Origin of the sequence: Bacillus sp. RC51, assembly GCF_044908115.1 — a bacterium.
Lineage (GTDB): Bacteria > Bacillota > Bacilli > Bacillales > Bacillaceae_G > Bacillus_A > Bacillus_A mycoides.
The window spans coordinates 168258-193177 of record NZ_JBIYCW010000004.1 but is presented as its reverse complement, the minus strand read 5'-3'; the positions used below and the strand labels follow the sequence as shown (position 1 = coordinate 193177).

General features: G+C 34.6%; 29 protein-coding genes. 4 read left to right on the top strand and 25 right to left on the bottom strand.

Translation table 11 applies throughout. The features are described 5' to 3' along the window. Positions 1 to 18: 18 nt before the first annotated feature. The 6 genes from ABH959_RS11465 to sleB all read right to left on the bottom strand — a co-directional run bounded on the left by ABH959_RS11465 (position 19) and on the right by sleB (position 4464). Positions 19 to 555: a DUF1697 domain-containing protein gene (locus ABH959_RS11465; RefSeq protein WP_404492609.1), complete on the bottom strand. Its 537-nt coding sequence runs from the start codon at positions 553 to 555 to the stop codon at positions 19 to 21. Between the two features lie 164 nt (positions 556 to 719). Continuing rightward, the gene (locus ABH959_RS11460; protein WP_242245678.1) at positions 720 to 1217 is read right to left on the bottom strand and encodes a GNAT family N-acetyltransferase; all 498 of its coding nucleotides are present in this window, start codon (positions 1215 to 1217) and stop codon (positions 720 to 722) included. A gap of 27 nt (positions 1218 to 1244) precedes the next feature. Then, complete coding sequence (locus tag ABH959_RS11455; RefSeq protein WP_002127693.1) at positions 1245 to 1601, bottom strand: hypothetical protein; 357 nt, start codon at positions 1599 to 1601, stop codon at positions 1245 to 1247. 104 nt (positions 1602 to 1705) lie between these two features. Further along, the gene (locus ABH959_RS11450) at positions 1706 to 2302 is read right to left on the bottom strand and encodes a YhcN/YlaJ family sporulation lipoprotein (protein WP_404492608.1); all 597 of its coding nucleotides are present in this window, start codon (positions 2300 to 2302) and stop codon (positions 1706 to 1708) included. A 26-nt stretch (positions 2303 to 2328) separates the two neighbouring features. Continuing rightward, complete coding sequence (gene ypeB, locus ABH959_RS11445; protein ID WP_113936331.1) at positions 2329 to 3669, bottom strand: germination protein YpeB; 1341 nt, start codon at positions 3667 to 3669, stop codon at positions 2329 to 2331. Between the two features lie 15 nt (positions 3670 to 3684). Further along, on the bottom strand, positions 3685 to 4464 hold the full coding sequence (sleB, locus tag ABH959_RS11440) for a spore cortex-lytic enzyme (RefSeq protein ID WP_113936330.1): 780 nt from the start codon (positions 4462 to 4464) through the stop codon (positions 3685 to 3687). A gap of 144 nt (positions 4465 to 4608) precedes the next feature. On the opposite strand from sleB, the gene ABH959_RS11435 reads away from it, so the two are divergent. After that, entirely contained in the window at positions 4609 to 4941 is a 333-nt protein-coding gene (locus ABH959_RS11435; protein WP_404492607.1) for a DUF3889 domain-containing protein, read from the top strand. Between the two features lie 66 nt (positions 4942 to 5007). Here ABH959_RS11435 and ABH959_RS11430 read toward each other — a convergent pair whose 3' ends face one another. The 5 genes from ABH959_RS11430 to kynU all read right to left on the bottom strand — a co-directional run bounded on the left by ABH959_RS11430 (position 5008) and on the right by kynU (position 9487). Next, positions 5008 to 5631, bottom strand: a complete 624-nt coding sequence (locus tag ABH959_RS11430) for a Pr6Pr family membrane protein (protein ID WP_404492606.1) — start codon at positions 5629 to 5631, stop codon at positions 5008 to 5010. 20 nt (positions 5632 to 5651) lie between these two features. Further along, the gene (locus ABH959_RS11425; protein ID WP_113936327.1) at positions 5652 to 6569 is read right to left on the bottom strand and encodes a serine hydrolase domain-containing protein; all 918 of its coding nucleotides are present in this window, start codon (positions 6567 to 6569) and stop codon (positions 5652 to 5654) included. 126 nt (positions 6570 to 6695) lie between these two features. Continuing rightward, positions 6696 to 7535 (bottom strand): tryptophan 2,3-dioxygenase, encoded by an 840-nt coding sequence (kynA, locus tag ABH959_RS11420; RefSeq protein WP_404492605.1) that lies wholly within the window; start codon positions 7533 to 7535, stop codon positions 6696 to 6698. A gap of 33 nt (positions 7536 to 7568) precedes the next feature. Then, positions 7569 to 8198 (bottom strand): arylformamidase, encoded by a 630-nt coding sequence (gene kynB / locus ABH959_RS11415; RefSeq protein WP_404492604.1) that lies wholly within the window; start codon positions 8196 to 8198, stop codon positions 7569 to 7571. Between the two features lie 2 nt (positions 8199 to 8200). Then, positions 8201 to 9487 (bottom strand): kynureninase, encoded by a 1287-nt coding sequence (gene kynU / locus ABH959_RS11410; protein WP_002032712.1) that lies wholly within the window; start codon positions 9485 to 9487, stop codon positions 8201 to 8203. A 159-nt stretch (positions 9488 to 9646) separates the two neighbouring features. Between kynU and ABH959_RS11405 the strand changes: the two genes are divergently transcribed. After that, positions 9647 to 10258: a TetR/AcrR family transcriptional regulator gene (locus ABH959_RS11405; RefSeq protein ID WP_113936326.1), complete on the top strand. Its 612-nt coding sequence runs from the start codon at positions 9647 to 9649 to the stop codon at positions 10256 to 10258. Between the two features lie 47 nt (positions 10259 to 10305). Here ABH959_RS11405 and ABH959_RS11400 read toward each other — a convergent pair whose 3' ends face one another. The 6 genes from ABH959_RS11400 to ABH959_RS11375 form a co-directional block, all read right to left on the bottom strand. Next, entirely contained in the window at positions 10306 to 10545 is a 240-nt protein-coding gene (locus ABH959_RS11400) for a DUF3953 domain-containing protein (protein ID WP_016091504.1), read from the bottom strand. Between the two features lie 21 nt (positions 10546 to 10566). Further along, complete coding sequence (locus ABH959_RS11395; RefSeq protein ID WP_000873838.1) at positions 10567 to 10812, bottom strand: DUF3977 family protein; 246 nt, start codon at positions 10810 to 10812, stop codon at positions 10567 to 10569. Between the two features lie 115 nt (positions 10813 to 10927). Continuing rightward, the gene (locus tag ABH959_RS11390; protein ID WP_404492603.1) at positions 10928 to 12778 is read right to left on the bottom strand and encodes a sigma-54-dependent Fis family transcriptional regulator; all 1851 of its coding nucleotides are present in this window, start codon (positions 12776 to 12778) and stop codon (positions 10928 to 10930) included. A 314-nt stretch (positions 12779 to 13092) separates the two neighbouring features. Next, complete coding sequence (locus ABH959_RS11385; protein WP_404492602.1) at positions 13093 to 13431, bottom strand: NIPSNAP family protein; 339 nt, start codon at positions 13429 to 13431, stop codon at positions 13093 to 13095. Further along, the gene (locus tag ABH959_RS11380) at positions 13404 to 14000 is read right to left on the bottom strand and encodes a GNAT family N-acetyltransferase (RefSeq protein ID WP_219375814.1); all 597 of its coding nucleotides are present in this window, start codon (positions 13998 to 14000) and stop codon (positions 13404 to 13406) included. The genes ABH959_RS11385 and ABH959_RS11380 overlap by 28 nt, the downstream gene beginning before the upstream one ends. A 12-nt stretch (positions 14001 to 14012) precedes the next feature. After that, positions 14013 to 14783 carry a DeoR/GlpR family DNA-binding transcription regulator gene (locus tag ABH959_RS11375; RefSeq protein WP_219375815.1) on the bottom strand — a complete coding sequence of 257 codons (771 nt, stop codon included), beginning with the start codon at positions 14781 to 14783 and terminating at the stop codon, positions 14013 to 14015. A gap of 251 nt (positions 14784 to 15034) precedes the next feature. Here ABH959_RS11375 and ABH959_RS11370 point away from each other — a divergent pair, with 251 nt between their 5' ends. After that, complete coding sequence (locus ABH959_RS11370; protein ID WP_404492601.1) at positions 15035 to 15526, top strand: hypothetical protein; 492 nt, start codon at positions 15035 to 15037, stop codon at positions 15524 to 15526. A 49-nt stretch (positions 15527 to 15575) separates the two neighbouring features. Here the strand turns inward: ABH959_RS11370 and ABH959_RS11365 are convergent, their stop codons facing one another. After that, positions 15576 to 16232, bottom strand: coding sequence for a DUF4085 family protein (locus ABH959_RS11365; RefSeq protein WP_404448817.1), 657 nt, complete (start codon positions 16230 to 16232; stop codon positions 15576 to 15578). A 220-nt stretch (positions 16233 to 16452) separates the two neighbouring features. On the opposite strand from ABH959_RS11365, the gene ABH959_RS11360 reads away from it, so the two are divergent. Then, entirely contained in the window at positions 16453 to 17046 is a 594-nt protein-coding gene (locus tag ABH959_RS11360; protein ID WP_000914462.1) for a hypothetical protein, read from the top strand. A gap of 168 nt (positions 17047 to 17214) precedes the next feature. Here the strand turns inward: ABH959_RS11360 and lpdA are convergent, their stop codons facing one another. The 7 genes from lpdA to ABH959_RS11325 form a co-directional block, all read right to left on the bottom strand. Continuing rightward, positions 17215 to 18594 carry a dihydrolipoyl dehydrogenase gene (gene lpdA, locus ABH959_RS11355; RefSeq protein WP_404448815.1) on the bottom strand — a complete coding sequence of 460 codons (1380 nt, stop codon included), beginning with the start codon at positions 18592 to 18594 and terminating at the stop codon, positions 17215 to 17217. A 15-nt stretch (positions 18595 to 18609) separates the two neighbouring features. Continuing rightward, on the bottom strand, positions 18610 to 19809 hold the full coding sequence (locus tag ABH959_RS11350) for a dihydrolipoamide acetyltransferase family protein (RefSeq protein ID WP_404448813.1): 1200 nt from the start codon (positions 19807 to 19809) through the stop codon (positions 18610 to 18612). A 27-nt stretch (positions 19810 to 19836) separates the two neighbouring features. Further along, a complete protein-coding gene (acoB, locus tag ABH959_RS11345; protein ID WP_074608677.1) occupies positions 19837 to 20871 on the bottom strand; it encodes an acetoin:2,6-dichlorophenolindophenol oxidoreductase subunit beta in 1035 nt (344 codons plus the stop codon). A gap of 17 nt (positions 20872 to 20888) precedes the next feature. After that, positions 20889 to 21887, bottom strand: a complete 999-nt coding sequence (gene acoA, locus ABH959_RS11340) for an acetoin:2,6-dichlorophenolindophenol oxidoreductase subunit alpha (protein ID WP_404492600.1) — start codon at positions 21885 to 21887, stop codon at positions 20889 to 20891. Between the two features lie 169 nt (positions 21888 to 22056). Beyond that, entirely contained in the window at positions 22057 to 22536 is a 480-nt protein-coding gene (locus ABH959_RS11335; RefSeq protein WP_404492599.1) for a DinB family protein, read from the bottom strand. 41 nt (positions 22537 to 22577) lie between these two features. Further along, positions 22578 to 23774 (bottom strand): MFS transporter, encoded by a 1197-nt coding sequence (locus tag ABH959_RS11330; protein WP_404492598.1) that lies wholly within the window; start codon positions 23772 to 23774, stop codon positions 22578 to 22580. Between the two features lie 123 nt (positions 23775 to 23897). Next, on the bottom strand, positions 23898 to 24857 hold the full coding sequence (locus ABH959_RS11325) for a helix-turn-helix domain-containing protein (RefSeq protein WP_404492597.1): 960 nt from the start codon (positions 24855 to 24857) through the stop codon (positions 23898 to 23900). Between the last annotated feature and the right edge of the window lie 63 nt (positions 24858 to 24920).

The window sequence follows — 24920 nt, the reverse complement described above, 5'->3', positions numbered from 1 at the left end:
AAAACCACTTTTTTATGTTTAAATACCTTCTGCTATTGCTTTCAGTTTATTCACAGTCCGCCAGTTCCTTACTGTAGCTGGCGTATGTAATTTTTGAAACTGGTTCATTAGTTTAGAATTCCGAATACTTTTTTTGAAAAATAAATACACTACTCTTCCTTCGATATGGCAGTCTTCTATGTCACTTTTGTACATAAGTAACCGCTTACTGTCTTCTTCAGAAAGTAGATTAGCTAAAAAGGCCACATGTACACTTTCTCCTTCTAATAACGAATGGGTCTCGTAAGGACACTTTTTAATAATATTAATAAATTCATCATTTGCTCGTAACATGACTGGAACATTGAAATCAAAAACGTTGTTAATTTCACATTCAATTCGTTCCTTTAAAAAACTTATCTCTTCTTCTGACTCAAACACTACATTTCCACTTTGAATATATGTTTTCACTCTTTTTAACCCTATTGATTCAAACATTATTTTCAAATCTGCCATTTTGATTACTTTATGTCCACCTACATTAATTCCCCGTAGTAGTGCAATATAAATTGTCATATGCTTACCCCTCACGTATTTACATGCTTAACAAGCGAATTGTTTTGCACCTTCATGTTTCTCGAATACTTACTTTAATACATCTAACATATCATGTACGGAAAATATCTCAAATTAAAAAACTTACTACATGATTTTTTTCAAGAGTAAGCTTTGTTATCTCATTATCTCGTTATAGGTAAATGTAATATGAATTGTTGTCCAATTGGTCCCATTCTTCTAAACCCTTTATCTTGAAATCCAACTTTCTCATATAACTTTTGTGCCGGAATATTTTTTTCATTTACAGCGAGAATCACTTCATTTTTTATTGGATAATAATATTTTACAAAGTCTTGTAATAACGCCAATGATTTTTTAGCATATCCTTTCTTTTGTTTATTGTGATTAACGGAAAAAGAAGTTAAAAGTATGGCATCCTTATTTTCTGTAAACTCCTGTACCCTATCACCTGTTTGTAATATAAATACACCGACAGGTACTCCGTTATAGTCTAAAATAACAACTACATTTTTCGTTCGATCATTTTTCGCTTTCTCCAGTAATTCACCTGGATTCGCTGTAAATTGAACTTGTTCACTTGGTAAAGTAAATGATTGTATTATCTCTTTATATTGCTCCTTATACGGCACTAATTGTATTTCGCTTGTATGTATGTTCATGCTTAACTCTCCCATTCCTTCAAGTTATTAACTTAAACCTTGCTGTGTTTTAGAATGCACTTTTCCATCCAAAAATGTTATTTTAGCAAATGATTTTGGATCGTTTCCTTTCCAAGCAAAAATTTGCTTAATTCGTGTAGAATGTTCTTCCCCTTCTTCTATGAGTAAATCCCCTTCAAAACCGATTAAATCTTTCACTTCTAAATAAGTCATTCCTTCATTAATATTTGAGAAATGATTTATATTAATGGTCTCTTGCTTTTTATTTTCCGTTATAGTAGAAGACATAGCTGTTTTCTTCTTCACTTCTTTCTTCTGGTCACACGCTGTCATACTAAAACCTATGCATAAACTACCTAATATGAGTGCGCTTTTTTTCATCATAACGGCTGTCCCTCCCCTCATTATTAAACCATATATTCCCTTGAAAATAAACTGAATATTTAATCTTACAGAAAAACCCCGTACAATTTAGTACGGGGTTTTCACTATTTTTTCAAATGGTTATTTGACTGATCTTCTTGTTCTTTTCGTAGTTGTTGTTCTTCATCTTTTGGTAATTGTTTATCATTATCTTTAATCGGATTCGTTTCTCTATTTTCAATCATATCATTTGGAACTTGCGGCATTACTCGGCCAACAATTGCTGCTAATTCATCAAGTATGCCTTCACCAGTTTTACCTTTTTTGATTTGCTTGCCTATTTGTTTTAGTCTTTCATACGTATCAACATCTGCTACAACGACTGCATTTGCACCGTTCGGGTCATTCTTTAAACTTTCTGCAACAGAATACTTAATTGACTCAACGCGAGTTCGATCAAGTTTCGCTTTCACATCAATACCTACAACAGCATACTTCCCAACTACTACTGCTGTAGCATCGTTTACACCAGGTATACTTGCAGCTAAAGATGCCAGATGATCAGCTGCTTTTTCATTTGGCTTATTTGATTTATTTGTATACGTAACATTTTTCATCGAGACATTTTTTTGTTCTGGCTTTTCATTAGGATTGTCTTTTTTTCCAATGCTACATCCAGTAATAACGAAACAAAGCATTAACATATATATAATGATTTTCATTATTTTCACCACTTTATCATTGATGTTTAATCATAAATTTTCTCAACAGCTTGCATCTTCTTCACTTTTTCTTCTGCACCGCTATTTGCGTTAATGAAAATTTGGTACGTATCTTTCCCTAAAGTACCAATATATTCATAACAAAGTACTTCATTATGCAAGTCATTTACTACTACAGCTTTACGTTCTTCCATAACTTTTACATCGGGGTTAATTTTCTTTCTCGCCTCAGCAGCGGTTAGCTTCGCACTCGGAATCGTTCGTTTTTGATGTGATGCTAAATATTCCTTTGCGGAAAAACCAACAATCGACCCATCATCTAAAGCAATTTTCATTTGGATTGCTTCTGGATAAATACGCACTCCATTTTCATTTACAACGTACGTAAACACACCGATATTATCATATTGAGAACTATCAAACAGCTCCATATTTGTAAACTTGTGATCCTTTAAAAACGTCAATCCTTTACTTCCTGCATCATTTAAACTGATTTTTTGCTCTTTAATTTCTCGGTTGTTCATTACCCAAATTGGATATCCACCTTTTCCGGTAATATCCATATAATACTCATTGTTCGTTGCTGGATCTTGAATTTTCACACTGTAGAATGATTCTTTTGCACCTTTTCCACTTTTCTCAACTTCTACTTTTTCATTCCCTTTTAAGTTTAAAAATGATTTCGCGATTTTTTCCGCTTCCTCTTTCGAAATCGCCTTTCCTTTTGCCTCAAATCCGCCTTTTTTATTCTTTTGTGCACTTGTAAAAGTCGGTCCAAAGTTTGTGGATGAATATGATGTTACATTCTTTTCTACCGTCTTTAATCCATCGATAATTGTGTTATCTGCTGGATCTTGGTTTGACGCAAGAGCCATTTCTACATCCATCCAGCGAAGATTATTTTTCAATACAAGATGCTGCACTTTTCTCAGTTCATCTTGTATATTTGCTGCATTTGAATATAAACCTTGTAACGTTTTATATTCTTGATCATTTAACGGATCTTTTTCTAAATCACGAACTGCTGCACGATAACTAAAATCACCGATATTCGCAAGGAACTCTTCCGTTTTATTAAATGGCATTAATGTTAAAGGTAATTGTCCTACATCAGAACGAGCCTCTGATGTTAAACGCCATACATCTACTAAAGCTGGCGATAATGAGGAACGTGAATTCATCGCCAGTGTTGTTCCAATTTTATCGTGTAATAAATCAACTTCATATGCTAAATCATGAAACGCACGCTGATAACTATTTTCCGCTCGAATTAATACTGCATTTTTCTCTTGATGCTCTTTATAGCCCCAATACCCTGTTCCGACTACACCTACTGTTAACAATACGATGATAATACCTCGTAACATGTTTCCACCTCCGCTCTATTTACAGAAAATATGCTTGCCAATTTTTTTAATTTGTGGACGAGTCCAAATCCATTTACTTGTCGCAGTATCCGGGTTGAAATAATATAATGCATTCCCAGTTGGGTCCCATCCATTGATCGCATCTAATACGGCTTTTTTCGCATTTTCATTTGGCGTTAAATATATTTGTCCATCTGCTACTGCTGTAAATGCTCTCGGCTCAAAGATTACTCCTGAAACAGTATTTGGAAATGATGCACTTGTGACACGGTTTAAAATAACCGCAGCTACTGCAACTTGTCCTAAATACGGCTCACCACGGGATTCTCCGTATACAGCGTTTGCCATTAACTGAATGTCATTTTGAGAATAACCGTTTGGAACATTTGTCCCTGTACTTTTTGGCGGCTTATTTTCCTGTGTACCTCCACCACTGTTCCCTTTATTAGTTGTAGTATCTTTATTAGCGGTCGACTTATCATACTTCGTTGCCTTTACAAGCATTTGCTTCGTTTTAGCACCCGCTAAACCATCAACTGGCAATCCGAATTTTTGCTGAAAGTTTCGAAGCGCCCAATATGTACCCCATCCGAAAACACCATCAACTTTCCCCGTATAAAATCCGTTATATTTCAAACGAGTTTGCAGTTCAATGACATCTTCTCCAGATGCCCCTCTTTGAATCACTTGATTAGAAAAGGCTTCCACATTTTTGGTTTGTATACTACTGACCATCAAAGATAGTCCCACAAATACAAGCAAAATCGCTATCTTGAAAACAGCTTTTTGACGCATGTATTTCCCTCCTTAATTACGGAAATGATTTCATGGTTATGTTTTGTAAAACCCTCGTTTTTATGTAAAGAAGACAAAAAAATCCAAACTTATATGCTTAAAGAAATATGTAAATAATATAAAAAAAGACAAAAGGAGCTTATTATGAGGCAGTTCTTCGCACGCACAGCATTTATAATTTTTTTAATAACAACATGTTCAACTATATATACTGGTCCATCTATAGTTCACGCACAGCCACCCTATGCAAAATGGGGTAAACTGGCCGTTGAAAAAACGAAAGAACAATATCCGAAAGCAGAGATTATTGATTACCTTCATATAGGTAGAAAACCAAAAACTGTTCAAATAACAGTTGAAAAATTTAAGCTGTGGCTGCGTGAAGGTGGGAAAGAATATGGTGTTTTTGTTGATGTAGAATTCGATACGAAAACAGAGAAATTTTTAAAGATGTCCTTTCACAAAACAAATCGGTAGAACAAATAAACCCCTCTGTTTTACTTAAAACAGAGGGGTTTATTCATACACATTTAATAATGAAAGTTATTGTTTTAAACTTAAAGATCGATTCCCTAACATTTTCACCAATCCACAAATACCTCCAATAATAACTGCTATCCCTATACTATATAAAAACACTCTACCATATCCCCCTATTCTCGGATCTAAAAACGGATATGGGTACCAATTAACGAATAGACCTCGTATTAAGCTATAGACAACATATAAAAGCGGGAAAACAAGCCAACTCGCAGCCTGTTTCCATGTAATGGTCTTCGTAGGTGGATTTATAACCCAATCTAAAATCATCGCTAATGGCATGATGTAATGAAGCACAGTATTTACCCACGGTATTGGTGTTTGAAGTGACTCTTCTAATCCCCTTAATAACAAAAAATAAATAAGCCCTGTAGTCAGTATGTATACTGTAGCTGCACCTCGAAGAACTCCAAACTGCTCCGAACGTCCAAATAGGGTTGTCCCTAAACTACTTAATAGAAGAATTACCGCCACTAAAATGTTGCTTTCAATTGTGAAGTAACTAAAAAAATTAACTGGATTGAACGGTTTCACTTGTGCTCTTGTAACAAATTGAGTAATAAGTGCACTAAACGCTAAAAGACTTAAAAACAATCTTAATATCGCTATCATTTTTGCACTTCTCATAAAACACCTCCTGTCTCTTCTTATTTATGATTGGAATTCTCTTTTATATGCTCTATAAATAACTTTAATGGTACGAGGCCACGTTTGGGCATGTGACTACTAATAACAGCTACGAGCTCTAACTGCGGAATGATAATAATGTATTGCCCTCCGTATCCCATAGCAAAATACATACAATACGGTATGTGAAATCTTTCGTTATTTAACACCCACCAGTGATATCCATATGCCCCGACATGTTCATACGTTTCAAATAGAGCTGTACTTGATTGCTCTAACCATTTCGATGATATAATTTCATTTCCCTTCGAATATCCATTCTGCAAACATAATTTTCCTAACTTTAATAAATCTATAGATTTCATTTTCATACCAAATCCGCCAACATATATACCTTGCGGGTCTTGTTGCCACTCATACTCCGTAATGTTTAACGGCTCAAATAAATACTTTTTCGCAAACTGCTCCGTCGACATTCCAGTTGATTCTTGAATGATGTAACTAAGTAAATGGGAAGAACCTGAGTTATAATTCATTTTCGTACCCATTTCTTCAATGAGCGGCTTTTCTAAAATGTATTGCACCCAATTGTCTGATTCCACAAAATCATTCGGGAAAACAACCCCATTTCCGAACTCTTTCCAATCTTCTCCTGTTGTCATCGTTAATAAATGATACAGCGTTAATTCCCTCTTATTCTCCGGTACATTTGGAATCCATGTTGTGATTGGTGTATGTATATTATTTATAAATCCTTTATCAATTGCGATACCAATTAATATAGATACGATACTTTTTGTAATCGAATTAATTTTAAATAAGTCATTTGCACAGTCTATCGTTTTATAGTACTCAGTCGTTAATTCCCCCTTTTGATAAACAAGAAATGCATTAACCTTTTTCTTTTCAAATTTATTTTGTAATTGCTCGAAATTCAAGAAATCTTCCTCCATCTAAACGTTTATGTAATATTTGTAGTTCATCTCGTTCTCTCTATTAAATCATATTTGTTATTAAAACAAAAAAATAAACTTGCCAGCATTTAATAGCTGACAAGTTTATTTTTATAATTTCGTTCGAACGTTCCAAAGCTCTGGGAAGAAGCATTGATCAAGCACTCGCTTTAAATAAGATACGCCAGAAGAGCCACCTGTTCCCATTTTATGACCAATAATTCGTTCTACCGTTTTCATATGACGGAAACGCCATTGTTGTAGCCAGTCTTCAATATCGATTAATTTCTCTGCAAGCTGATATAAATCCCAATATTTCTGCACGTCCGCATATACTTCTATCCAAGCCGCTTCTACCGTTGCATCCTCTTCGTAAGGCTGCGTAACATCACGATTTAACACATCTTTATGAATTGGAAATCCTTCTTTAACAAGGGCTTGTATCGCCACATCATACAAACTTGGTGCATGAAGTGCTTTATGAAGACGAGCATGTAATTCTGGGTCCTTTTCATAAATTTTTAATGCATGTGGTGTTTTATAACCAAGTGCATACTCAATCATTCTATATTGATACGATTGGAAGCCTGAAGCTTGACCAAGTGAATCACGAAACTCAATATATTCTGATGGCGTTAATGTCGCAAGAATATCCCAAGATTGAATAATTTGCGACTGAATTTTTGATACACGTGCTAACATTTTAAAGGCTGGTGGTAATTTATCTTGTTTAATAGATTCAATCGCTGCATTCAATTCATGTAAAATTAGTTTCATCCAAAGCTCACTCGCTTGATGGATGACGATAAATAACATTTCATCATGATGATCTGATAATCTTTGTTGACTAGATAATAAGCTATCTAGCTTTAAATACTCTCCGTACGTCATATTCTCCTTAAAATCCGTATGAATCCCTTTTTCCATAATTACCTTTTCATTTTCTCTCATATTAGCCAAACGCCCCTTTGTGTTCATTTCTACTTATATTGGTCTAATAACAGCTCGAACTGGACTCCCATCCGCATCTGTTAATGCAAGTGGTAATGCAATAAGTTCGTAATCGCCGTCTACTACGTGATCTAGTACGACATTTTCTAAAATATGAATTTCATGTTTAAATAATTGATGATGCGCTGCTAGTTCTTTATCATCTAAAGGATCAACAGATGGTACGTCCACCCCGATTAAACGAATTCCCTTTTCAGAAAGAAAGGCTGCAATATCTGCGCGTAAATGCGGGATTACATCTGGGAATTCATTTGCTTTACCATGTGAAGATGTACGTAATAACAATCGTTCTACACCTTCTAAATGAAAGTTTTCTAATTCCTTTTTCCCGATGCTTTCAAGATTAGAAACGTCAATGATCCGTGCTGGACCAACATAAACTTGAATATCTAAATCCAACACCTTCTTACCGTCATTATCAAAATGAAAAGGTGCATCAATATGAGTGCCTGTATGGATACTCATCGTTAACTTTCCGACATTTACTGAACCACTGTCTTCTTTTGACCATGAAACTTCATACGAGAACGGTGTATCCCCTGGCCATGTCGCGATATCATTATTTAGCGGTTGTGAAATATCAATCCACTGCGATGTTTTCATGCTTACGCCACAACCTCTCGCTTATTTTCAAAGTTTTTATATTCTTCATTTTTCATAATGTTCTTTAAGATTTGTACAGAATTCCATACTTCCTCATACGTATTGTATAAAGCAACAGGCGCAAGTCTAACTCCATTTGGAGCTCTAAAGTCTGGAATAACCCCATTTGCTTTTAACGCTTTACATATACGTGCCGCCTCGGCATGTTCTAAATAAATATGCCCGCCTCGTTTTTCATCCTCTAATGGATTTCCAATTGTAAATTCAAAGCCTTTTAATTCATGTTCAATTAAATCAAGCATATATCTCGTAATATGTAATGATTTTTCACGTAACTTTTCAATACCAGCTTCTTTAAAAATTTCAAGAGAACCGATTAATGGTGCAGTACTTAATACGTGAGGTGTCCCTATTTGATAAGCTCCAGCATGGTCAGCCGCAGTTAATGAATGCTCCATATCAAATTGCTTATCTTTTCTAGAACTAAACCAACCAGATAATCCTGGGAGTCTATTAAAGTGTTTATTATTTACATAAAGGCCTGCAACACCACCAGGACCTGCATTTAAATATTTATAATTACACCATACAGCGAAATCTACATCCCACTCTTTAAAATGATGCGGAATGGAGCCGATTGAATGACATAAATCAAAACCGATATGAATACCACGTTTATGAGCTTCAGCTGTTAATCGCTTCATATCAAGAATTTGTCCACTCCTATATAGTACAGAAGGCAATAAGATTAAAGCGATATCATCGGTCATCGCATGAATAATATCATCTTCAGAAAGTGTTCTTCCATCTCGGCTTTTCACTCGTACTAAATGTTCATCTGGATCTAAGCCTTTTAAACGAATTTGACTCTGAAGTGCATAAATATCTGACGGAAAAGTTAATTCATCCGCAAGAATTTTTGTTCGTATTCCTTTTGGCTCATAAAACGTCGCAATAACTTGATGTATATTCGCAGTCGTGGAACCGGTTACAATCGTTTCTTCCGGTAAAGATCCAATAAGAGGTGCTGTCAATTCACCCAATTTCTCCGAAAGGAAAAACCATGGATGCTCACCTTCAGTCCATCCATCAATCCCAAACTCTTTCCATGAATCTAGCAAGGTAAGTAACGATTTCTCTGCTCTTTTTGAAAGCAACCCTAAAGAGTTACCATCTAAATATATTGTTCCTTCTTTTTTATAAAATTCAGATTGAAAATCTTTCAGTTCATCATGTTTATCACATTCAAGCGCATACTCATAAGTTGGTTGAAATGGTTCTTTATACATGGTGTCACCTTCTTTTAATTTTCTTTTTATTCTAACTAATTGAAATATATCACTTAAATTGATATAACGTCAATGATATTATGTCAGTTGACTTTATATACGAACTTCTTTTACAATACAATTATATTTTCAGATATTTCAGTATAAAGAGGTGATTCCTTGGAAAATTCTACTCTTTCAACAAGAAAACATCGCTCCTTAGAAACAAAAAAGAAACTATTACATTCCGGTTATACTATGTTTATAAAAAACGGATTTCAGAAAACTACAATCACGCAAATTATTAAACATGCAGAAACTGGTTATGGAACAGCATATGTATATTTTAAAAACAAAGATGCTCTCCTCGTCGTTTTGATGGAAGATGTTATGAATCGCTTTTATGATATTGCTGATCGCTCTTTTTTACCTCAAACAAAGGCCGAAGCACGAGATATGATTCAGAATCAAGTGCGCGCTTTTTTACAGTTAGCACAAGAAGAAAGAGCTATATTACAAGTTGTTGAAGAAGCAATAAGAACCTCAAAAGAAATACGTCAAAAATGGGATGAGATTCGCGAACGCTTTGTAACACGGATTATACAAGACATTACTCATTCCCAGGAAAATGAATTAGTACGAACTGAGTTAAATAAAGAGATTGTCGCATGCGGCTGGTTCTCTATGAATGAAACGTTTCTTTGGACAATCGTGCAAAATGATAAAGAACTAGAATTAGAAGAAATTGTACATACTTTAACGGTAATGTATACGACGGGGTTATATAAATAGCACATTATAACCTAAATAAACCGTTACTCAATATGCTTAGTAACGGTTTATTTAAAATATTTTATTAACGATACAATAATACAAAAAAGTGATATAAGTAATAGCAGAATCCCCATATTCTTATTCTCTTTTTCATCCTTCTTAACGTTGTGTATCCCCATACCGGCAAGCATAAAACCTAAAAGTAATTGTAAAATGAGCATACTTTGCTTCGAATCATCATTCCAACTGTAAATAGAATAGCCCATTATAATAAAAGCGAGTATGAATGTGATAATTCTAATCATAAAAACACCCCCTGTTTGATTCTATTGTTTTAACCTACTCACCATCCCAACAATAAACTTATACTCAGCTCTACTTTTTCTTACTTTCTTAAAGCCCTCTTTCGTATCAAAAATAAAACACGTTTTCCGAAACCAAATCCGTACATATAAAGACTCAAAATAAATTGGTTTAATAATTCCTCGTTCCTCGAATTCAGTTCCATCTTTATTTTCGGTTTCCGTTCGAATGAACCACCTATTCCCGATTCCAATTTCAATATACTTCACATGCTAACCCCCTTCAGGAAATCTTCTTTCTAATTATTCTATTATTTCCCTGGCAAGCGCACCTTCCGACAGAACGTGAGCCCATAAAGAAAAAGTAGATTACAAAAATCTACTTTTATAGCCTAAATTTTTGCATTCGTTTATAAAACGTACTGCGCGGCACAGCTAATAGTTTTGCAGCTAATGAAACATTTCCGTTCGTCTTTTCTAGCGCTTCAATCATGCTATCACGCTGTATTTTTTCACGGAAATTTAATGTATGCTCCGTTTTATTTTCTGCTTGCAATTCAAGTTGATGTTGATTTCCCATCATTGTTTGTAATAAAAAAAAGATTTGTTTTTCGCATATTTCCCGTCCTTGCGACAAAATGTATATGCGTTCTAATACATTTAATAATTCTCGAATATTTCCGGGCCATGTATGCTGTGAAAATTGATTACAAATACTCTTTGGAAATACAACATTCCAATCCTTTCGTTCACAAAAATGTTGTATGAAGTACGGAATATCCTCTTTTCTTTCTATTAACGACGGAACATATAGCGGATAAACATGTAAACGATAATATAAATCTTGACGGAATTTCCCTTCTTCTACTAATCTTAGTAAATCTTTATGTGTCGCAGTAATAATACGAATATTTACTGGTACCTCTTTTGAACTACCAATTGGGGTTACTGTTCGTTCTTGCAAAACACGCAATAATGCCACTTGCATCTCTGGCGGCACTTCACCAATTTCATCTAAAAATATTGTTCCTCCGTCTGCTTGTTCGAATTTCCCTTTATATCCTTGGCGCCGCGCACCTGTAAACGCACCTTCAGCATAACCGAATAATTCACTTTCCATTAATTCTTTCGGTAATGAACCGCAATTAACAGCTATAAAAGGACCATTTTTTCTTGGACTATTTTCATGAATCGCTCTCGCTACATATTCTTTCCCTACACCTGTTTCACCACATACATATACACTAGCGTCAGTTGGTGAAACAAGCTTAATTTCTTCTAAAGTATGTTGAAATACGCTGCTTGTCCCAATAACTCCAGGGAAAGTAATTCCGTTTATAAACGGGTAAGTAGAAAATAAATTTTCTTGTTTATTTTCCTTTAAGTAAATACATTTCCCGATCATTCTATCATTACTATATACCGGTACCTCTAATTTAGGTTTCAATCCATTGTGCATTAAATCTTCAAGTTTCATTCGTGACCAATTACATACTCGTTCACGAACCCTCTTGCTCGCAGAAACGATAACATCACGATGGTTACAAATAACAACTTGTTCATCACTGTCAATTACATCTAAAAAACGGTGGATTAAATGCAGTTCATTTTGATGTACTCGAATACTACATTCACGTTCAATCGCATGCGCGATCGAAGTTACCATTCCGAGCATATATGGATGTGAAAACTCAATTGGACAGGAGAAATCTAGAACACCAATTAATTTCCCATCATCATTATGAATCGGAGAGGCCGCACAGCTCCAGCTATGAGATGCGACAGAATAATGCTCTGTACCACTTATCATAATAGCCTCTTCAATCTGTAACGCTGTTCCTATCGCATTTGTACCAACAGCTGCTTCCGTCCATTTCACACCTTCAATAAAATTAATATGTTTCGCTCGTTTCAACGTTTGCTGATTTCCACTTAATGATAGAACATAACCATCTGGATCAATTAATAATGCCATCATTTGCAGTTCATCAATGGTTTTTCTCATATTTTGTATTTGAGGTATTGCTATATCAAGGAAGATTTCACTCTTTTTCTTTTGATCCTGAAAAATATCAGAAGACAAAATCTTCTGACCTTTATTCATATGAGGATTCACATTTGCTTGTTTACATCGATGCCATGACTCTGAAATTCTTTCGTTTATACGGTTCGAATCAAGGACTCCTTCATCCACAAACTTTTTCCATGTATGTAAGTAAAACGGTGAAGCTAACATTGTATCATCTCCCCTATTAATTGTTTTGGAGATTTATAAAACATACTTTTATTATAAAACTGAATAAAAGCGTTTTCAATACAACTAAAAAGATGACACAAATATGTTAATAATTTGAATATCTTAATGAACTTCTTTATTCTTTTTTAGTAGAACTATATTTTGTATAATGGACGCAAAGAAAATACATAACCAAAACCACTTTTGTGGATTGCCGTTTATAAAGAAAACTATCACCGCTATTGCAAATAAAATGGTGGATGCTAAACTAAAATATAATTTTGTTTTAATTCCCATTATTCCTCACCCCTCTATCACTTTACAGTACATACTAACTCTTCATTTTTTAACTCTAATATGTACTCCTGTAAAACATATTCTTTCCCGCCATGTTTTTCATACCAATCATGTATTCTTTTAACATGTATCTTGTCGCTTCTAATTTTTGATTCAATTTCTTTATACTGTTCATAACTATCATATTCCCATATTGCAAATACTTCAGTCGTACCATCATTATTATCTTTCATCCAGCGTCCTATTAAACGAGAAGTATATTTTATTTGATTAGGTAAATTAGTATCATTGAAATGATCATTAAATATTTCTATGAATTCATTTTTTACTACATAGTATTTCCTTCTGTAAAACATACTTCTTCACCACTTTTATGAAAAGTATCAGTAAACCTTCCCATTACTACCGTATTATAATACTTACCACCTGACAGTTTTTTATCATTTTTTAGAATACCTTCTACCTCCAAACCTAACTTTTTATAAAGCTGAATAGCTTTCTCATTTGTCTCTAACACTTGCAATGATATCTTTTTCACTTCATTTTCATCAGCCCACTGAATAGATTGTTGCAATAGACTCTTACCCATTCCATATCCCCAAAACTCTCTTAAAATACAAACACCAAACTCTACTTTATGGGATAATCTCTTCAAATTTGATCCTTCACATCTCGAAAATCCTACGATTCGGTTGTGCACTTCTGCAACTAAAAAAAGATTCTTCATCTCTTCACTATCTGTTTTTACTATTTTTTGAAACCCTATCTTATCAATAAACCCCTCTCCAGCTTCTCTATCCATATTTTCAGTTTCGCCATCGATCTGAACTCTAATTTCTGATAACTGCTCAGCATCCGTTTGAACTGCAGAACGAACTGTATAAGTTAATCCATTTATATGAAACTCTTGTCCTTTTATAATCATTTCAAACTCCTTTTAAATGAGGTCTATTGACGCTATTACAATTTCTTTACCTTGTTTCTCAAATTGTTGAATCGTTTCTTTACTAGCCCCTTCATCTGTTATTATAAGGTCAATTTCTATCAGTGACTCTCCTTTTATAAAGCAGTCTATTCCAAGTTTATTATGAGGAGCTAAACAAATATTTCTTCTAGCAATTTTACTTACTGTTTTTCCAAAATAAGCAACTTCCGGTGTCGCAGTACTTATACCATTCAATGAAATACCGCCGCCTGTAGAGAAATAAAGATCAATAGAGAATCTACTTATCAATTCAGAGGCCAGTGTATCTGTCATATTTCCTGATGGTTTCACTTTTCCACCAATTAAGTACGTATCAATGTTCTTATATTCCCGTAACTTACTAGCAATTTCTAAAGCATTCGTAATAACTGTAAATGATGTTTCAGGTAAATACTTTAACATGGCATAATGAATGGAAGCCCCGCCAATAAAAACGGAATCTCCTTCTTGTATGTAGGATACAGCAACTTTCGCAATCGCATCTTCATCTATTGAACTATCACGATAACGTTTCAATGGTTCGGCAGCTAAGTTTCTCACTCGCGTAAGTTCAACTGCACCTCCGTGCGTTCTTTTTAATAAACCATCCTTCTCCATAATAGACAAATCTCTTCTTATAGAATCAATAGACATATCAAAACTTTCCGCAAGATCCTTTGCGATTACTCTTCCATCTTTCTTAAGTAACTCTAAAATTTTCTCTCTACGCTCTTCAGTGAACATGTTATCACCACCATTATTGAAGATTCAGAAATTTAATCTTTATTTTAATTATATGCATGCTTTTTCTGTATTACAATATTTTCAATTCTTATTTATTCAGCTTTATACAGTTTTTCTCCCTCTTTCTATCCCATTAACTTGAAAACGAAATAAATGTATATTTGCATATTCCACAAACATACTTCCATTTACCTTCCTGTTGATGTAAAATTATTCCTATGTTTTACTTTTTAATACAGAAAGGGATTACTATGAAATCTATAATTAAAGTAACTTGTACAGCATTATTATTTACAGGAATAATGGCAGGATGTAGTGGAAATACTGCACCAAAACAAGAAAAGAGCGCTTTTGAAAAGAATGCAATGCATTATGGGGAAATTGTTAAAAATGAATACTATAGAGCAACTGTTGAAAATGCTAAATTCGATAAAATAGACAAAGAGTGGCGTCTCACAGCTCGCGTTACTATAAATAATGCTCGTGCTGACGGACAAACGATAGATCTTTCAGAAATAAAATATTTCATAAAAGATGAAAAAACGGGTGAAAAATACGAAGGTGAATTTATACAAAATGAAAATGCTAAAAAGGTTCCATCTGAGTTTTCTTTAACTACCGACATTGTATTTAATATGAAAACTTCTCCAAAAGATTTAAATAATATGTATTTATACATAGATAGCAAAGCTGCGCCGTTAACAGATACATATTGGAAACTTGATAATTTAGCATCTAAATAAAAAACAGTCATATAAGACTGTTTTTTTGTTTGTAAAGTTATAAAGTTTACTAGTTACCTTTCTCAAACAATATATCTTTTGCACAAATCGTCACTTCTTCAAATGGGCAATCAAATAAAACACCCAATTCGAAACCTTCATTAGTAAGATCTATTTCATGATATAACCACCAAGCACCTTCAAAATTTTCCGGAATAGAACATTTCGTTACGCCTGTAAAAGTTACTTCCAGTTTGTCAAATTCACTGAAAGTACCACTGCAATCTAAAGTTATAATTAGCGTATCTTTTGATCTTCTCTCTACTGATTTGACTACACTGTCATGTAGTGAGTATTCATGTAGTTGAACGACATTCTGCGCGAGCTTCTCTTTTATAGCATTATAATTATCTATATAAGCTTGTTCTAAATCATTCATTCTTTTCTCATAATCTTCTGTCCAATCAAGCATAAGTTTCTTTAACTTTTCTGATGGGTATTCTGACTTAATTGTATTATCATGAATGTATGGATGTAGTGACTTAGGTAGAAACTTTAATAAATCTTCTTTCTTTTCTTCCACGTCTTCTCTCAAACTTTTCTTATAATCCATTCCTACCTTTTCGCTCTCTCGCAAAATCTCTTCCCATTCTTCTAATGTTTCTGAGAAAATTAAAAATCCAGATACTTGCATTTCTTTATACCAATCTTTATTGAAATACTGCAATGGCTTTCCTCCTAAAACATTTTAACATCCAACAAAAGCAATATATCTATTTATTATATCATTCCAATAGCTATTTTTTCTAAAGAATAAATGCAAAACTGTAAATATTCCGCCTATTATTTCTAAAACTTCAGAATATTTACAAAAATTCGAAATTAGAATACATTTTACATGTACAAGTTTTACCTGTACAAAAATCTAAACAAAAAGGGATGGTTATATGTTGAAGAAATTAGTAGCAGGGACATTAGTAGCAGGTTTTGCATTAACTGGAGGATTAGGAGTAGTAAGTGCTGCAGAAAAAGATAATACAATTAAATCATTTGATTATTTAAAAGTTGATGAAAAGAATGTTAATTCATTCACAAAATTAAGCGATCAATCAAAAAAAGACATCCAAATTACTATGGTACTACCTAAGCAAAATGAAAATGGAGATTGGTTAGCTTATGGCTTTACTAGCAGAGAAACATTGAATGCTTTTATTGAAAAGGATAAAAAGGCACTTAAAAATCAAATTAACCCTTTAGGTAGTGGTGCTGGTAGTACCGATTTTTATGAGCATCAAAATAAAGGTGGACAGTATATTTATTGGAGCAGTGGCTTTAAAAACCTACCTTCTAGCTGGAACGACAGAATTTCTTCTGTAAGTACAGCTTCACCTTCTGCAAGTTATTCAACAACACTATGGGAACATTCTTCAACTCAAGGATATGGAAAAGGTGTCTCCTTTAGACACTCTGATTGGTATGGTCAAACTGCTAATTTAGCTGCAGATTGGAACGATATAACTTCAGCTATTGAAATTAAATAGTAACAGCGCATTTCAATTAAATAAGTGAAGAAGTTTCAAAATCACTATACTCTCATCGATTAAAAAAACATGAGAGTATAGTGATTTTTCTAGTATCTTTTTATACATATTGCTACTTAAATATTATTTACTAAAAAGACCAGTCATATTAGACTGGTCTTTTTACCTTCAAGCATGTACAGCATGTCCTACTGCCTGCAATAATGCCTCATGAATCGCTTCAGATAAAGTGGGATGCGCTGCAATATAATCTCGCATTATATCAGCTGTAACTTCTGTATGAATCATCACCGTTCCTTGTCCGATTAGTTCGGTTGCACGAGGACCGATAATAGAAATCCCTACAATTTCTTGATATTTAGGTTCCACAATAACTTTTACTTTCCCCGTTTGTTCTCCAATAATAAGCGCTTTTCCGTTCGCTGTAAATGCGAATTCTCCGATGAGGATGTCACCGTATTGCTCTCTTGCTCCTTTTTCTGTTAAACCGACACTAGCAATTTCTGGAGCTGTATAAATACAGCGAGGTACAGCATGATAGTTTACTTTCACATCTTCTCCGCTCGCGTGTAATGCCGCTGTCGTTCCTTCATGGAAGGCAACGTGAGCAAGCTGTATTCCACCAATCACATCACCCGCTGCGTAAATATGTGATCTGTTTGTTTGCATATGTTCATTCACAGAAATTCCTTTATTTGAAAATTGAATGCCTGCTTTTTCTAAAGCTAATTCTTGTACACGTGGTTTTCGACCTACAGAAACGAGAATGAATTCCGGGTTGGCTTCTTGGATACTTCCTTCATATTCAAATGAAGTCTGCTTCTTATAATTATTTAATCCTTTTAAAGCCGCTCCTGTAAATATTTTTACGCCATCATTTTCTAGTTTCTCCCTTAAAATTTGTGCGATATCTTCATCTTCACCAGGTAATAATTGCGATGCCATTTCAACAATCGTAACTTTTGTTCCAAGACGACTATAAATGCTTGCAAACTCGCAACCTATTACACCACCACCAACGATTAATAATGATTTTGGTATATTTTCTAGGGACATTGCATGACTACTATTTAAAATCCACTTCCCATCAAATGGAGCAAAAGGTAATTCAGTTGGTTCTGATCCTGCCGCTATAATAAACTGGTCTCCAACTACTACATCTTCTTTATCACCATGTGTAACTCGTACACGGTGATCCGTTTCAAATTTCGCTTTACCTTGTATAACTTTTATTTTATTTTTCTTCATTAAATATTGTATACCTTGTACGAGTTGCGTAACAATTTGTGATTTTTTCGTCTGTATTTGTTTCCAATCAATTGATATATTCTGCTTATCTACTAATACTCCAAAACGATTCGCATGATTAACAATATCGTATACTTCCGCACTTTCTAACAATGATTTCGTAGGCATACAACCGACATTTAAACAAGTCCCGCCAAGATCAGCTTCATCAATAAGAGTGACATCTTTTCCATTTTGAGCCGCGGTAATTGCCGCTACATAACCAGCAGGTCCGCCCCCAATAACAACTAAATTACTCATTTTCTCACCTTCTCTTTATAAAAGAATTGTTACAGGCTCTTCTAAATAACGTTTAATTGTGCGTAAAAATGCAGCTGCTGGTGCACCGTCTAGTACACGATGATCGAATGTTAAACTTAAAGGTAACATACTTCCTTTTCTTAATTTTTTCCCTTTATATACAGGAACATGTTCAATTGCACCTACACCTAAAATACCAGTTTCAGGTGTATTTAATACTGGCGTAAAATATTCAATACCGAAGCTACCTAAATTACTAATTGTAAATGTTGTCCCTTGCATATCATCACTACTTAAACTGCCTGCTCGTGCCTTTTGTGCCACATTTTTAATCTCTTTAGATAACTCTACTAAAGATAGATTATTAGCAAAGCGAATAGCTGGAACGACTAATCCTTTTTCTAACGCGACCGCCATACCTAAATGAACATGTTCAAATTGATGAATGGCATCATTTATATACGCGCTGTTCATTTCTTTATGCTCTCTAAGCGCTAATACAACAGCACGAGAAACGAAATCAGTAATAGTTAGTTTGTTATCGTATCGTTTTTGTACAACTTCCGCTATTTCTTTATGTAAAGCAACTAAATCTGTAACATTTACTTTCATCGTTAATGTTAATTGCGCACTATTTTGTAGGCTTGCATGCATACGGTTCGCAATTGCTTTTCGCATACCAGTAATAGGAATGACTTTACTTTCTTCTTGTTCAAGTACTTCTGGAATTGCTACTCTTTCTTCAAGCGCCTTTAATACATCTACCTTTGTAATTCTTCCGCCAGGTCCTGTACCAATTAATGATCTAATATCGAGATTTTCAGTTTTTGCAATTTTCTTTGCTACTGGAGATATTTTAACTCTTTGCTTCGTCACATCTATCGCATATGGTTCTGGATGTTGTACCTTTTTAGGTTCTGGATTAGATGCTTTTTCTTCTACAACATGTATGTTTTCATGAGCTTCTACTTTTTCGTTCGGTTTACCGATGTAGCAAATTACAGTACCTGGCGGCACTCCCTCATCTTCACTTACAGCTATATCAAGAACAGTTCCATCAGCTGGTGCTTCTATTTCAGTTTCGATTTTTTCCGAGTTAATACTAGCAATTAGTTCACCTTTTTCTACATTATCACCTGCTTTAATATTCCAGCTCGTAATAATACCTTCTTTCATCGCCATACCTAACTTCGGCATTACAACTTCTACAGCCATGTTTCTCTCTCCCTTCTCATCGTTTCATTACACATGTAATAAAGATTGGTCTCCGATCATTTCTGATACAGTTTCAATTACTTTCTCCGGCGTTGGTAAATATAACTTTTCAAGTGGTGGCGAAAACGGAACTGGTGTATGTGGTGCTGTAATTCGTTTAATAGGTGCATCTAACAAATCGAATCCTTTATCCGCTACAATTGCCGCAATATCTGTTGCGATACTACATCTTGGATTTGCTTCGTCAATAACAATCAGGCGATTCGTTTTTTCAACAGATGCTAAAATCGTATCTTCATCCAGCGGTGATAAAGAACGCGGATCGATTACTTCTACTTCAAGTCCTTTTTTCGCTAATTGCTCAGCAGCAGCGAGCGCTGTATGAACTTGTTTTCCAATTGCAACGATTGTTACATCAGAACCTTCACGTTTAATATCTGCTTTTCCTAAAGGAATTGTATAGTACCCTTCTGGTACTTCGCCTTTCATATTGTAAAGTGTTTTATCTTCAAAGAAGATTACTGGGTCGTCATCTTCAATTGCCGCTAATAATAAGCCTTTTGCGTCATAAGGAGTGGAAGGAACGACAACTTTTATACCTGGAATGCTCGTAAATAACGCATATAAACTTTGTGAATGCTGTGCCGCTGCGCTAAATCCAGCACCGTGCATCGTACGTACTGTAACTGGCACTTTCGCTTTACCACCGAACATATAGCGGAACTTTGCACCTTGGTTTAATACTTGATCAAGACAACTTCCGATAAAATCATTAAACATTAATTCAGCTATCGGACGTAAACCTGTTGCCGCAGCTGCCATCGCCGCTCCCATATAACCCGCTTCTGAAATTGGAGTATCTAAAATACGATTTCGACCAAATTCTTGTACAAGTCCTTTCGTAACACCGAGTACACCGCCCCATGCTTCATCATCTTGCAAGTGATCCACTTGTGCACCGCCTGCAACATCTTCTCCGATTAAAATTACATTTTCATCACGACGCATTGATATTTTCATCGCTTCATTAATTGCAGTTGACATACTTACTGTTCTAGTCATTATTTTTCACCCTCCTCTTATTTGTAAGAAACGTATACATCTTTTAATAATTCTTCATCTTCCGGATATGGACTATTTTCACTAAATTCAATCGATCTTTGCACTGCTTCATCTACTGCCTTTTCCATATCCACAAGTTCAGATTCCGTTAATAAAGCTTCATGAATTAAATGCTTACGGAAATTCACAATCGCATCTTTTTCATTTAAATGTTCTTCTTTTTCTTCTGAAGTTTTATATGTTTGCGCTTCACCTTCGAAATGACCGTAATTACGATATGTCATACATTCAATTATTGTTGGACCACCGCCATTACGCGCACGTTCTACTGCTTCTTCCGCCGCTTTATACACTGCAAGTAAATCTTTTCCATCTACTTGAACACCTGGAATATTGTAAGCTTTCGCTCGATCTGCAATGGAATCACAACTTGACGCATATTCAAATGTTGTTGCTTCACCGTAACCGTTATTTTCTGCGATAAAAATAACTGGTAACTTCCAAATCGCTGCTAAATTAACCCCTTCATGGAATGTTCCTTCATTATTTGCTCCGTCACCGAAGAAGCAAACACTCACATCTTTCGTTCCTTTATATTTAGCTGTTAATGCTGAACCGCAAGCAAGTGGAAAACCTCCGCCTACAATCCCATTTGCACCAAGCATTCCTTTATCTAAATCGGCAATATGCATTGAACCACCTTTACCTTTACATAACCCTGTCGCTTTACCAAAAAGTTCGGCCATCATGCCATTTAAATCACAACCTTTCGCGATACAATGGCCGTGACCTCTATGCGTACTTGTAATACTGTCACTATCTGTTAAGTGGGCACATACACCAACTGCTACTGCTTCTTCACCAGCGTATAAATGAACGAAACCTGGCAGAACGCCTTGCGCGAACAATTCATGCACCTTGTCTTCAAACTTACGAATCTCTAACATTTTTTCATACATCCAACGAACTTGTTCTTTCGTAATTTCATTCCCTTTACTTTCAGTTGTTTTTAACATGTCCAGCCCTCCTATTTTCTTGTTCATCTTTTATATTGCAAGTACTGTGCCAAATTCTAATCCCTGATTTAATAGGTTTTCTCTTTTCTTTCATAATAAAAAAGTGGACAAAATGAGACATCTGTCTCGTTTTGTCCACTTTTGTTCACCTAATTTGAGAATTATTATCTTATTCATTATCAAAACTCTTCTGTAATTTCCGAATGTAGATAATTTGACCAATGTGATACGCGTTATGAGTCGTTACATTAGCTAATACTTCCCACCACTTCGCACATACAGGAAATCCAATTACATCACTTTCAACCTTGTCTTCATTTATGAGACTTTGCCATTGTAACAGTTTCTCTAATAGTTTTCCTCTTAACTCTTCAAATGTTTGATTATCTGAAAGCATAAAACTTTTGTTATTATCACCAATAGCAGGCACAGCATTAACATTTGATTCTTTGTACCTAGTTTGCCACGTCGTATTCCAATACAGTAAATGTTGTACAATTTCAGCTATACTATTACACTCTTCATTCGGTTTCCAGAAAGCTTCTCTCTCAGATAAATCCTTAACTGCATCTGAAAATGGAATATACCAACTGGGATCATTCGCATTTGCTAATAATTGATCTGCTAAAACGTCTTTAACATGGAACACTTTACTTCCCCCCGTTAAAAAGATTCATTTCAAGACAATACTCACTTCTCTATATACGCTGAGTTTGCCAAATCCCCTCTTTTTAGCCTTAATCCCAAACATATGCACATAAAGAAACCGAAAGCACCTAATCCATAAGCTGTTGTATAACCACTTTCCCCGATAATCCATCCTGCAAGTCCTGGTCCAATCATTTGACCAACTGCATAGAAAACGGATATAAAACTAATTGCCATTGAGACATATTTCGAAGATACTTGCTTTGAAGCAGCAACTTGAATTAATAAAAGGATACCTCCGAGGCTGGAACCCCAAATAATTGCCGACATGATAAAGCCAATGATATGTCCAAATATAATTGGAATCATATCACCTATTACAGCTAATAAAAGTGCAATACATAACGTCTTCTTTATACCAATCCGATCCGAAATAAATCCCCAGACAGGAGCTCCTACGATTGAAAACATTCCTGCAATCGCATAAACAGTTCCCGAAATTGATGCCGAAATACCATTATTAATCATAAAACTAGTTTGATATAAATTTGGAATTAAATAAACAACGCCCACAATAAAATACATCCATGCAATGATGTATAGCTCTTTCGTTTTCCATAAAAACGACTTATTATTCCTTTCCCCCTCATCTTCAGTAACTTCTGGATTTTTCAAAACAATTGAGGCAACGAATACAACAATACATGTAATAACTCCAAACAAAAGCCATGAACCACGCCAACTATACTCTGGAAATGTACGTACTATATAAGGAACAATTATTCCACTAAATAGCATGCCTATGCCAGCACCGCTTAATAACAGCCCCATTGCAGTTCCTCTTTTTTCTGGAAACCATCCTACTGTTATTGACATGAGTGGTGTATATACAAGAGCACTTCCAGCTCCAGCACATAGCATACAAATAGAGGCTATCCAAAATGAGGAAACAAATGCTAATCCTATTAAACTTATAACGACGAGCCAACTCCCTATTAATAAAACTGATTTTGCTCCAAAACGAATGGTGAGTATTCCAGATGTTCCGACTGTTAATAAATAGCCTAAAAAGAGTATCGTTCCTAGCATACCTGATTGAGCTGTGGACAAGCGGAGTCCTTCCTGCATAAATGGCAATATAATTCCATATGCCATACGTGCAAAACCCGTCGTTGTTATAATAAGAAACATTCCTGTTAATACAAATATCCAAAAATGACTTTCATTCCGTTCTTTCATTTAAATTCCTCCATAAAAAGTTATTTCCAATTGGATGTTGTTTGTAATTATAATGACCATTACAAAAAGCAACTACCAAATGACGGAGGAATTTACGGTATAGCGGATTATTCCTGTTTTACGTTAATAAATACGTAAAAGTTCTGATGGATTCATTCCATACTTTTTACGAAATAACTCTGAAAAATGACTGACATTATTGTATCCAACTGTAAATGCCGTTTCGGTCACATTACTATTTCCCGAACGCAGTAAATCTATCGCATGTTCCATACGCTTTTCTCGTAAATATGCAAATGTGGACATCCCAAATAATTCTTTAAACCCAATTTTTAATTTATAATCATTTAACTCTACTATTTTAGCTAATTCTAATAATGATGGGGGTGATTCCATTCGTTGAAGTAAAATTTCTTCAGCCTGTTTTATTTTATTCAAATCCTGTTTTGATAATTGACTCCTTTTATTTGCGTCACAATCATTAAGCAACACTCTCCCCAAATGTATAGAAAGCAATTCGAGCGCTTTACTTTCTAATTCTAGTTGACTAATACGATCCTTTTGGGGATGCTCTATCATTCTCTTAATAAGATTAGATGTTATAGAATCAATTGGATTTTGAAACTTTTTAAAAGATTGATTTCCTAATATAGAATGAAAATCAAGACTTTTTTCAATAGCATTATTCATCATGAAATGATTAAACAATTGTACAGGAATCCCAATCGCTAATGAATATAGAGGCGTTTCTTTTTCATATTCAAATACTACATCAAAATCATTCATAAAATATAAATAGCTATTTCCAGTCATTAATTCATACGAAGAATGACCAACTTGCACTCCTCCGAACCCTTGTAAACAAAAATTAAGCTCCACCATTGCTGCATCAGATGCAAACTGGATGCGATGGTTATTATGAAATTGATAATTTGATAACACAATTTCCATACCTGAAAATGAAGTCCATCTTCGTATTTCACCCATACCTATTGTTTTGGGCATATTCATATGTTTTTCCTCTACAACTTGTAAACCATGAAAGTATTTATGAAAAATATCATGAAAACCGTTAGTCTTCATGAAATCCACACTCCTTTTATATAAAACTAAAATTTAATTGATAATTATTTTCAATTATAACAA

What these genes read in the sequence shown, in the direction of transcription:
- ABH959_RS11465 (WP_404492609.1), bottom strand. Translation starts at nt 555, where the DNA reads ATGACAATTTATATTGCACTACTACGGGGAATTAATGTAGGTGGACAT.
- kynU (WP_002032712.1), bottom strand. Translation starts at nt 9,487, where the DNA reads ATGTATAAAGAACCATTTCAACCAACTTATGAGTATGCGCTTGAATGT.
- lpdA (WP_404448815.1), bottom strand. Translation starts at nt 18,594, where the DNA reads ATGAGTAATTTAGTTGTTATTGGGGGCGGACCTGCTGGTTATGTAGCG.
- ABH959_RS11450 (WP_404492608.1), bottom strand. Translation starts at nt 2,302, where the DNA reads ATGAAAATCATTATATATATGTTAATGCTTTGTTTCGTTATTACTGGA.
- ABH959_RS11325 (WP_404492597.1), bottom strand. Translation starts at nt 24,857, where the DNA reads ATGAAGACTAACGGTTTTCATGATATTTTTCATAAATACTTTCATGGT.
- ABH959_RS11400 (WP_016091504.1), bottom strand. Translation starts at nt 10,545, where the DNA reads ATGATTAGAATTATCACATTCATACTCGCTTTTATTATAATGGGCTAT.
- kynB (WP_404492604.1), bottom strand. Translation starts at nt 8,198, where the DNA reads ATGAAAACATCGCAGTGGATTGATATTTCACAACCGCTAAATAATGAT.
- sleB (WP_113936330.1), bottom strand. Translation starts at nt 4,464, where the DNA reads ATGCGTCAAAAAGCTGTTTTCAAGATAGCGATTTTGCTTGTATTTGTG.
- kynA (WP_404492605.1), bottom strand. Translation starts at nt 7,535, where the DNA reads ATGAGAGAAAATGAAAAGGTAATTATGGAAAAAGGGATTCATACGGAT.
- ABH959_RS11330 (WP_404492598.1), bottom strand. Translation starts at nt 23,774, where the DNA reads ATGAAAGAACGGAATGAAAGTCATTTTTGGATATTTGTATTAACAGGA.
- ABH959_RS11370 (WP_404492601.1), top strand. Translation starts at nt 15,035, where the DNA reads ATGAAATCTATAATTAAAGTAACTTGTACAGCATTATTATTTACAGGA.
- ABH959_RS11360 (WP_000914462.1), top strand. Translation starts at nt 16,453, where the DNA reads ATGTTGAAGAAATTAGTAGCAGGGACATTAGTAGCAGGTTTTGCATTA.
- ABH959_RS11385 (WP_404492602.1), bottom strand. Translation starts at nt 13,431, where the DNA reads ATGTTTTACAGAAGGAAATACTATGTAGTAAAAAATGAATTCATAGAA.
- acoA (WP_404492600.1), bottom strand. Translation starts at nt 21,887, where the DNA reads ATGTTAAAAACAACTGAAAGTAAAGGGAATGAAATTACGAAAGAACAA.
- ABH959_RS11350 (WP_404448813.1), bottom strand. Translation starts at nt 19,809, where the DNA reads ATGGCTGTAGAAGTTGTAATGCCGAAGTTAGGTATGGCGATGAAAGAA.
- ABH959_RS11435 (WP_404492607.1), top strand. Translation starts at nt 4,609, where the DNA reads ATGAGGCAGTTCTTCGCACGCACAGCATTTATAATTTTTTTAATAACA.
- ABH959_RS11375 (WP_219375815.1), bottom strand. Translation starts at nt 14,783, where the DNA reads ATGTTCACTGAAGAGCGTAGAGAGAAAATTTTAGAGTTACTTAAGAAA.
- ABH959_RS11390 (WP_404492603.1), bottom strand. Translation starts at nt 12,778, where the DNA reads ATGTTAGCTTCACCGTTTTACTTACATACATGGAAAAAGTTTGTGGAT.
- ypeB (WP_113936331.1), bottom strand. Translation starts at nt 3,669, where the DNA reads ATGTTACGAGGTATTATCATCGTATTGTTAACAGTAGGTGTAGTCGGA.
- ABH959_RS11455 (WP_002127693.1), bottom strand. Translation starts at nt 1,601, where the DNA reads ATGATGAAAAAAAGCGCACTCATATTAGGTAGTTTATGCATAGGTTTT.
- ABH959_RS11380 (WP_219375814.1), bottom strand. Translation starts at nt 14,000, where the DNA reads ATGATTATAAAAGGACAAGAGTTTCATATAAATGGATTAACTTATACA.
- acoB (WP_074608677.1), bottom strand. Translation starts at nt 20,871, where the DNA reads ATGACTAGAACAGTAAGTATGTCAACTGCAATTAATGAAGCGATGAAA.
- ABH959_RS11460 (WP_242245678.1), bottom strand. Translation starts at nt 1,217, where the DNA reads ATGAACATACATACAAGCGAAATACAATTAGTGCCGTATAAGGAGCAA.
- ABH959_RS11430 (WP_404492606.1), bottom strand. Translation starts at nt 5,631, where the DNA reads ATGAGAAGTGCAAAAATGATAGCGATATTAAGATTGTTTTTAAGTCTT.